Annotated in this window: 8 protein-coding genes; 6 read left to right on the forward strand and 2 right to left on the reverse strand. The window is 72.5% G+C overall.

Going from position 1 to position 7,987, the window contains the following annotated elements; all coding sequences use genetic code 11:
* The first annotated feature begins 7 nt into the window (after nt 1-7).
* The 5 genes from AB0H32_RS44960 to AB0H32_RS44980 all read left to right on the forward strand — a co-directional run bounded on the left by AB0H32_RS44960 (nt 8) and on the right by AB0H32_RS44980 (nt 5,404).
* Complete coding sequence (locus AB0H32_RS44960) at nt 8-1,762, forward strand: hypothetical protein (protein WP_361134443.1); 1,755 nt, start codon at nt 8-10, stop codon at nt 1,760-1,762.
* Nucleotides 1,763-1,927: 165 nt separating this feature from the next.
* Nucleotides 1,928-2,857 carry an ABC transporter ATP-binding protein gene (locus AB0H32_RS44965; protein ID WP_361134429.1) on the forward strand — a complete coding sequence of 310 codons (930 nt, stop codon included), beginning with the start codon at nt 1,928-1,930 and terminating at the stop codon, nt 2,855-2,857.
* The gene (locus tag AB0H32_RS44970) at nt 2,854-3,594 is read left to right on the forward strand and encodes an ABC transporter permease (protein ID WP_361134432.1); all 741 of its coding nucleotides are present in this window, start codon (nt 2,854-2,856) and stop codon (nt 3,592-3,594) included. The genes AB0H32_RS44965 and AB0H32_RS44970 overlap by 4 nt, the downstream gene beginning before the upstream one ends.
* 5 nt (nt 3,595-3,599) lie before the next feature.
* Nucleotides 3,600-4,793 carry a histidine kinase gene (locus AB0H32_RS44975; RefSeq protein ID WP_361134446.1) on the forward strand — a complete coding sequence of 398 codons (1,194 nt, stop codon included), beginning with the start codon at nt 3,600-3,602 and terminating at the stop codon, nt 4,791-4,793.
* On the forward strand, nt 4,790-5,404 hold the full coding sequence (locus AB0H32_RS44980; RefSeq protein ID WP_361134434.1) for a response regulator transcription factor: 615 nt from the start codon (nt 4,790-4,792) through the stop codon (nt 5,402-5,404). Before AB0H32_RS44975 ends, AB0H32_RS44980 begins: the two co-directional genes overlap by 4 nt.
* A gap of 123 nt (nt 5,405-5,527) precedes the next feature.
* Here the strand turns inward: AB0H32_RS44980 and AB0H32_RS44985 are convergent, their stop codons facing one another.
* The gene (locus AB0H32_RS44985) at nt 5,528-6,394 is read right to left on the reverse strand and encodes a transglutaminase-like domain-containing protein (protein WP_361134437.1); all 867 of its coding nucleotides are present in this window, start codon (nt 6,392-6,394) and stop codon (nt 5,528-5,530) included.
* Between the two features lie 29 nt (nt 6,395-6,423).
* Complete coding sequence (locus tag AB0H32_RS44990; RefSeq protein WP_361134440.1) at nt 6,424-7,443, reverse strand: GNAT family N-acetyltransferase; 1,020 nt, start codon at nt 7,441-7,443, stop codon at nt 6,424-6,426.
* 140 nt (nt 7,444-7,583) lie between these two features.
* Here AB0H32_RS44990 and fdxA point away from each other — a divergent pair, with 140 nt between their 5' ends.
* The gene (fdxA, locus tag AB0H32_RS44995) at nt 7,584-7,904 is read left to right on the forward strand and encodes a ferredoxin (RefSeq protein WP_018561461.1); all 321 of its coding nucleotides are present in this window, start codon (nt 7,584-7,586) and stop codon (nt 7,902-7,904) included.
* Nucleotides 7,905-7,987 lie beyond the last annotated feature (83 nt).

Here is a 7,987-nt window from a genome sequence, read left to right on the forward strand (position 1 = left end):
GCCGGTCGTGGGCGCGCCGGGCGCCCGTCCCGGCGCCACGAGCGGCTCGGGCCTGTCCGGCGCCACCGGCGGCCCCGTGGCCCCGGGCCACGGCGGCGGCACCGGCTCCTTCGACGTCACCGAGGCGCTGGCCGCGAGTGCGCGGGGCGGTTCCCTCTCCGGCGCGTCCGGCGGTGGCGAGCCGAGCCGCGACGATCTGCCGTACTTCTCGGAGAAGAGCGGTCACAACGGTCTCGGCGGCGGCACCGGCGGTGCCACGAGCCAGGGCGGCCCGGGCGGCCCCAGCGGCTTCAACGGGCCGAACGGCCAGGGCGGCCCCGGCGGCCCGCAGGGCCCCGCGGGCCCGACCGGCGGGCCGGTCACCGGCGACAGCCCCCTCCTCCCGCCGACCAGCGCGCTCAGCAACCTCGTCGGGGAGCCCGCCGAGTCCTTCGACGGCCCGGGCGGCTACGGCGGCCCCGGCGGCGCGAACGACCGCAACGGCCAGGGCGGCCCGCTCGCCCCCGGCGCCCTCGCGGGACCGGGCGCTCCGGGCCTTCCCGGCGTCCCGGGTGTTCCGGGCGGTGGGCTCAGCGACGACACCGCGATCCTCACCCCGCAGAAGCCGGCCCCCGAGCCGGGCACGCCCGGGTACCGCTCCCCGGACAACGTCTCCGGGCACACCGTCACCAGCGGCATCCCGGTCGTCCCCGGCGCCGGGGGCTCCCCGTTCGGCGCCGGCGCGAACCCGGACGGTCCGGTGCCCCACACGGCGCCCAAGCCGCCTGCCCCGGCCGCGCAGCCCAAGTCCGGGGCCAAGCCGAAGAAGAAGGGCCGCAGCAAACTCGTGCTGCTCGGCGTCGGCGCGTTCGTCGTCGCGGGCGGTGCCTACGGCGCCGGGTTGCTGATGAACCACACCGACGTACCCAAGGGCACCACCGTGCTCGGCGTGGACATCGGCGGCGGCACCCGTGACGACGCCGTCAAGAAGCTCGACGACGCCTTCGGCAGCCGGGTGAACAAGCCGCTGAAGCTGTCCGTGGGCGGCAGGACGGTCTCCCTCACCCCGGACAAGGCCGGCCTGCAGTTCGACTTCCAGAACACGGTGAGCCAGGCCGCGACGAGCGACTACAACCCCGTCTCCGTGATCGGCTCCCTCTTCGGCCAGAGCCGGGTCGTGGAGCCGGTCATGCCGGTCGACGAGGAGAAGCTCCAGGCCGCGCTCCAGCAGACCGGCGGCGGCGGCTCCGGCTCCGGCGCCGTCACCGACGGCACCATCGACTTCCGGGCCGGCAAGGCAGTGGCCGTCTACGGCAAGGCGGGCAAGGCCATCGACGCGAGCGGCTCGACCCGGGCGGTCGAACAGGCGTACCGCACGATGGTGGAGACGGGCACGGCGAACCCGGTCACCGTACCGACGACCACCAAGCAGCCGACGGTCTCCAACGCCGAGGTCGACCGGGAGATGAAGGAGTTCGCCGAGCCGGCGATGTCGGCCACCGTCAAGGTGCAGACGGACGCAACGCACTTTGTCCTGATGAGTCCGGAGAAATCGCTCTGGAAGTTCCTCAGGGTGGTGCCCACTTCCGACGCCAAGCTGGTCGACAAGCCCGACCTGGCCGCCCTTCAGCAGCTGTACGGCAAGACCTTCGACGGCGTACTCATCACCCGCGGCAACGGCAAGAAGACGGCCGTCACCCCGCAGGACGTCTACGTCGCCCTGCGCCAGGCGCTGACGAGCAAGACCAACCGGGTCGCGGTCATCGCCACCAACCCGAGCTGAGTCCGACGCACGAAGGCCCGTCCGCAAGGACGGGCCTTCACGCGCTTTCGGGCGTGGCGCCGCACGGGATGACAATGCAGCGCCGTTCGGCATGACAACTGTCATCCGGCACTCGGGACCCCCGACACTGCCGGACCCCGCGTCCCCTCGGCCAGCCTGGGGGACATGACAACGACAGCGGCACCGGCCACCACCAGTCCGGTGGTCGGGTTCGACCAGGTGACCAAGACGTACGGCAACGTGAAGGCCGTCGACGGCCTCTCGCTCCGGCTGAACCCGGGTGAGACCGTCGCCCTGCTCGGCCCGAACGGGGCCGGCAAGTCCACCACCCTCGACCTGCTCCTCGGCCTCAAGCAGGCCGACGGCGGCACGGTGAGCCTGTTCGGCGGCACCCCGCGCGAGGCGATCGTCGCCGGCCGGGTCGGGGCCATGCTGCAGAGCGGCGGGCTGATGGACGACGTCACCGTGGCCGAGCTGGTGAAGCTGGCCTGCTCGCTGCACCCCAAGCCGTACAAGGCCGCGGACGTGATGGCCCGCGCCGGAGTCACGCAGATCGCCGACCGCAAGGTCAACAAGCTCTCCGGCGGCCAGGCCCAGCGCGTCCGCTTCGCCCTCGCCACCGCCGGCGACAGCGACCTGATCATCCTGGACGAGCCGACCACCGGCATGGACGTCTCCGCCCGCCAGGCCTTCTGGGCCACCATGCGCGAGCAGGCCGACCAGGGCCGTACCGTCCTCTTCGCCACCCACTACCTCGAAGAGGCCGACGCCATCGCCGACCGGGTCCTGGTGCTGCACCGCGGCCGGCTCCTCGCCGACGGCACCGCCGCCGAGATCAAGGCCAAGGCGGGGGCCCGGAGGGTCGCCTTCGACCTGGAGGGGGAGATCGACGAGGCCGCCCTGCGCGCCCTGCCGTTCCTCACCTCGATAGACGTATCGGGCCAGACCGTCCGCATCCAGTCCACCGACGCCGACGCCACCGTCCACGCCCTGTACGGCCTCGGCGTCTACCCCCGCAATCTCGAAGTCGCCGGGCTCGGCCTGGAGCAGGCCTTCGTCGCCATCACGGAGGCAGAGGAGGCCAAGCAGTCATGAACGCCCTGATCAAGCTCGAACTCGCGCGCGCCCTGCGCAACAAGAAGTTCCTGTTCTTCTCGGTGCTCTACCCCTCGATGATCTACCTGATCTTCTCCAGCAGCTCCGGCTCCGACGCGAAGGTCAGCGACACCGGACTGACCGTCGCCACCTACCTGATGGTCTCCATGGCCTCCTTCGGCGCCCTGACCGCCGTCCTGATGGGCAACAGCGAGCGGATCGCCAAGGAACGCGAGAGCGGCTGGGTGCGGCAGCTGAGGCTCACCCCGCTGCCCGGACGCGGCTACGTCCTCGCCAAGACGGCCAGCGCGGCCGTGGTCAGCCTGCCGTCGATCATCATGGTGTTCGTGGTCGCCGCCACCGTGAAGCACGTACGCCTGGACGCCTGGCAGTGGCTCGCCCTCGCCGGCGTCATCTGGGCGGGCAGCCTCGTCTTCGCCGCGCTCGGCGTCGCCATCGGCTACGTCGCCTCCGGAGACGCGGTCCGCCCCATCACGATGATCGTCTACTTCGGCCTGTCGATCCTCGGCGGCCTGTGGATGCCCTCGACCTCGTTTCCGCAGATCCTGCAGGACATAGCCAAGTGGCTGCCCACGCACGCGTACGCTGAACTGGGACGGGCCATCGAACAGAGCCAGGCCCCCAGCGCGACGGACGTCGCCGTCCTCGCCGTCTACTTCGTCCTCTTCGCGGGCGGCGCGGCCTGGCTGTACCGGAAGGACACGCTGAAGGCGTGAGCGCGATGACGGAAGACCCGCGAGCCTGTGAGACACGGCCGGAGGTGCAGGTGCGCATCGGCCAGGGACCCGGAAACCGGCGCGAGCTGCTGGTGAAGTCGCTGTGGATCGGCGTCTGGCTGGTCTTCCTCAGCTCGCCGGTGAAGGACCTGGTCTCGGCGCACCACACCACGCTCGCCACCGCCGCCGGCTGGGCCGGCCTCACGGCCTTCGTCGTCACCTATCTGACGCTGGTCTTCCGGAACATGGGCCGGCCGTTCACACCGCGGGTCGTCGTCTCGCTGCTGTCGGTCCTCGGTGTCCTCGCGTCCCTGCTGGCCTTCACGCTCGGCAGCGACTGGCTCGGGCTCTTCGTCTACGTGTCGGTCGCCTGCGGGGCGACCCTGCCGGTCCGGGCCGCGCTCTGGGCGGTTCCCGCGACGACCGTGACGATGTATCTGGTCGGAGTGCACGACGGCCAGAGCGAGGTGGACGAAAGCCTGCTCCTGGTCCTGCTCATCGGGTTCGCGATGGTCGGCGTGGGCCAGCTGGTGCGTACGACCGTGGAGTTGCGCAAGGCGCGGGCCACGGTCGCCCAGCTCGCCGCGAACGAGGAGCGCCTCCGGCTCGCCCGCGACCTGCACGACCTCCTCGGCCACTCGCTCTCCCTGATCACGCTGAAGAGCGAACTGGCCGGCCGGATGCTGCCCGGCCACCCCGACAAGGCGGCCCAGCAGGTCGCCGACATCGAACAGGTCAGCCGCCAGGCCCTGGTCGACGTCCGCGAGGCCGTCACCGGCTACCGCCGCCCGCGCCTGGCCGCCGAACTCGCCGGCACCCAGGTCGCCCTGACGGCCGCCGGAGTCGTCGCCGAGGTCCCGGCCGAACCCGACCTCACCGGCATCCCCGAGGAGGCCGAGTCGGCCCTCGCCTGGGCGCTGCGCGAGGCCGTCACCAACGTGGTCCGGCACAGCGGCGCCGGCAAGTGCCTGATCCAGCTCACGCACCGGCAGACCCTGGACGGTCCGATGCTCGAACTCTCCGTCGAGGACAACGGATCCGGCGGCAGCGGCAACGGGCCCGGCAACGGCCTGACCGGCCTCACGGAGCGTATGGAGAAGGCCGGCGGCACCCTGGAAGCGAGCCGGATCAAGCATGGATTCCGGCTGGTCGCCCGCGTACCCACGCCCACTTCGGTGGACGTAGGATCCGGGGCATGACGAGCACGATCAAGGTTCTTCTGGCCGAGGACCAGTCCATGGTCCGGGAGGCGCTGGCAGCGCTCCTCGGCCTCGAGGACGACATCGAGGTCGTCGCCCAGGTCGCCCGCGGTGACGAGGTGCTGGCGGCCGTCGGCGCGCACGGCGTCGACGTGGCGCTGCTCGACATCGAGATGCCCGGCTGCACCGGCATCGAGGCGGCGGCCGAGGTGCACCGCGAGTTCCCCGCGGTCAAGCTCGTCGTCCTCACCACCTTCGGCCGCCCCGGCTATCTGCGCAGCGCCATGGAGGCCGGCGCCGACGCCTTCCTCGTCAAGGACGCTCCGGCCGCACAACTGGCCGCCGCCGTCCGCAAGGTGCTGGCCGGCGAACGGGTCATCGACCCCACCCTGGCCGCGGCCGCCCTGGCCGAGGGCGCCAATCCCCTCACCGAGCGCGAACGCGAGGTGCTGCGGGCGGCGGCCGACGGCTCCACCAACGCCGAACTGGCCAAGGCCCTCCACCTCTCCCAGGGCACGGTCCGCAACTACCTCTCCACCGCCATCCAGAAGCTGGCGGTGCGCAACCGCGCCGAGGCGGTGCGGATCGCCCGGGAGAAGGGGTGGCTGTGACGTTCCTCCGTCCGGCGGGCCGAGGGGCGCGGGGCCGTGCCGGCATGTGGCTCTGCCGCGGGCGCACGCCGGCATCGGCAGGGCGAGCGCACCACTTCCTGTGCGCGGGCCCGGCCGGCCGGGTCAGTTGAGCATCGCGCGCGCCGAGTGGGCCTGCTGCCGGATCTTGCGGGCGGCCGGTTCGTCGATGACCTCGATCAGCTGGGCATACGCGTCCAGCTCCTCGGCACCCCGAAGGAACTCGCCGCGCTGCACCAGAAGTTGCCCTCGTTCGTGGCGCAGCCGGGCCGGATGCGCGGGCAGCAGCAGGGCCAGCTCCACGGCCCACAGGCCCACGTCCGAGCGCTCGGGGCGGGTCGCGGCCCACGCCCGGATGTTGTTCAGGATCCGCTGCACGACCTCCAGCGGCGCCGCGGGCACCAGCATCGACGGCTGCAACGGGGCCCCGGTCGCCCCCACCACGAGCAGATCGGCATCCGCCCCGGTGAGGACCCGTCCGCCGTCGAACGGATCGGCCAGCACCTGCTCCTCGGCCGGACCGAAGCCGACCACGAAGTGCCCCGGCAGCGCGACCCCGTACACCGGCGCGCCCGCCCGCCGCGCCACCTCCAGCCACACCACCGAGAGCAGGATCGGCAGCCCGCGCCGCCGCCGCAGCACCTCGTGCAGCAGCGAGGACTCCAGCCTGTCGTAGTCCCCGGCCGACCCTGCGTACCCGTAGCGCTCGCCCAGCAGCCGGCACAGCGCCTGGGCCCACGCATGCGGGCCGCCCGGACGGAACGGCACCTCGCCGGCCAGCCGGTCCAGCTCCAGCTGGGCCGCGTCGATGCCGGCCTCGTCCAGCGAACCGTCCGCCTCCGCGCCGATCAGCAGGCACAGCGCCGACAGATCCGGCCGCTCGGACCGCGCCTCCTCGCCGAAGCGCCGGCGCACCTCGGCCGACCGCTCCGGCGGGGGCGGATACGGGGGAGGAAGACGCGGGTGCCCCATGCCTGGCTCATGCCCTTCCACGACGGTTCCTACGACCGTCCGGGGCCGGCGGCGTCCGGCTCCCGGTAATGGTGGTACGCGTGGTGCCGGGCGAAGCCGAGCGCGGTGTACAGGGCCCGGGCGGCCTCGTTGTCGTCCTCCACCTGGAGCCAGGCCGCCGAGGCGCCCTCGTCCAGGGCCCGCCGGGCGAGTGCGGCCATCACCTCGGTGGCCAGCCCCTGGCGGCGCCGGACGGGGTCGACCTCGACGGCGGCGAACCCGGCCCACCGTCCGTCCACGACACACCGCCCGATCGCCGCCACGGGCTCTTGGGCCGCCGCACCCGGTACGGTCGCGAACCACACCGACGGGCCGGAGCGGAGCACCTGCAGAGCCACCTCGCTCACCCCCTTGCGCCGGTACCGGGCGAGCCACGCCTCGTCCGCCTCCCGGGACAGCACCACCGAGGCGCCCTCGGCCCGGTCCGCGACCGGTGCCAGGGCACCGATCCACAGCTCGGCGGTCACCTCCCGGACCCAGCCGCGCCGCTCCAGCTCCGCGCACAGCAGCTCCTGCGTGCCCTCGGCGCCGGTGGCGGTCTGGACGTAGGCGGGCAGGCCACGCTCGCCGTACCAGCGTCGTACGGCATCCAGGGCCGCGTCGAGCGGAAGCCCGGGATCACCGAGCGGCAGCACACTGTTGGCCCGCCGCGTGAAGCCGCCGGAGGCCCTCAGCCGCCAGTCGCCGAGCCGCTCGCTCTGCGTCGGCTGCCACGCGCGGGCGGCGATGTGCGCCAGCTCCGGGTAGCTCGCTGCGGGTCCGCGGCGGCGGGCCGGCGCGGCCGGCACCACCTTGCCCGCGACCAGCACGGACTCCGCGATCCGGACACTCTGTCCATCCCGCCGTGTGATCATGAGCACGCCGTCGTCCCATGATGTGAGAACACCCACCGTGTCGGTGAACTTCTCCTCCGCCGCCCCAGGAGTGTTCAAGCGCCTCACAGAGACCCGTTTGCCCACGTCAGCAGCGGTGATACGGACCTCTGGGCGTCCATGCGCGGATATTTTCACTGGTCAGTTCACCCCTCCTGTATGGATCATGCCCCGGAACGGAGATACTAGGGGCGGGCATCGACGACGCCGCGCTCCCGCGCGCCAGGCGGCGGAGCCTGAGGAGGCCCGCCAGCGCCCTATCGAGGAGGAACGACAGCGTGACCTACGTCATCGCGCAGCCTTGTGTCGACGTGAAGGACAAGGCGTGCATCGAGGAGTGCCCGGTCGACTGCATCTACGAGGGCCAGCGGTCCTTGTACATCCACCCGGACGAATGCGTCGACTGTGGTGCCTGTGAGCCGGTCTGCCCGGTTGAGGCGATCTTCTACGAGGACGACACTCCGGAGGAGTGGAAGGACTACTACAAGGCGAACGTCGAGTTCTTCGACGAGCTCGGCTCTCCCGGCGGCGCCAGCAAGCTGGGGCTGATCGAGCGCGATCACCCCTTCATCGCCGCGCTGCCGCCGCAGGGCGAGTGACCGTAGCCGCGGCCTAGCGGCCCGCGCCCCCGGCTGCGCCCGAACCGGGGACCCAGCGCCGCCGCGGGGCCCGACGGCCCGGT

The sequence above is a fragment of the Streptomyces sp. NPDC020362 genome (assembly GCF_040642095.1).
Classification (GTDB): domain Bacteria; phylum Actinomycetota; class Actinomycetes; order Streptomycetales; family Streptomycetaceae; genus Streptomyces.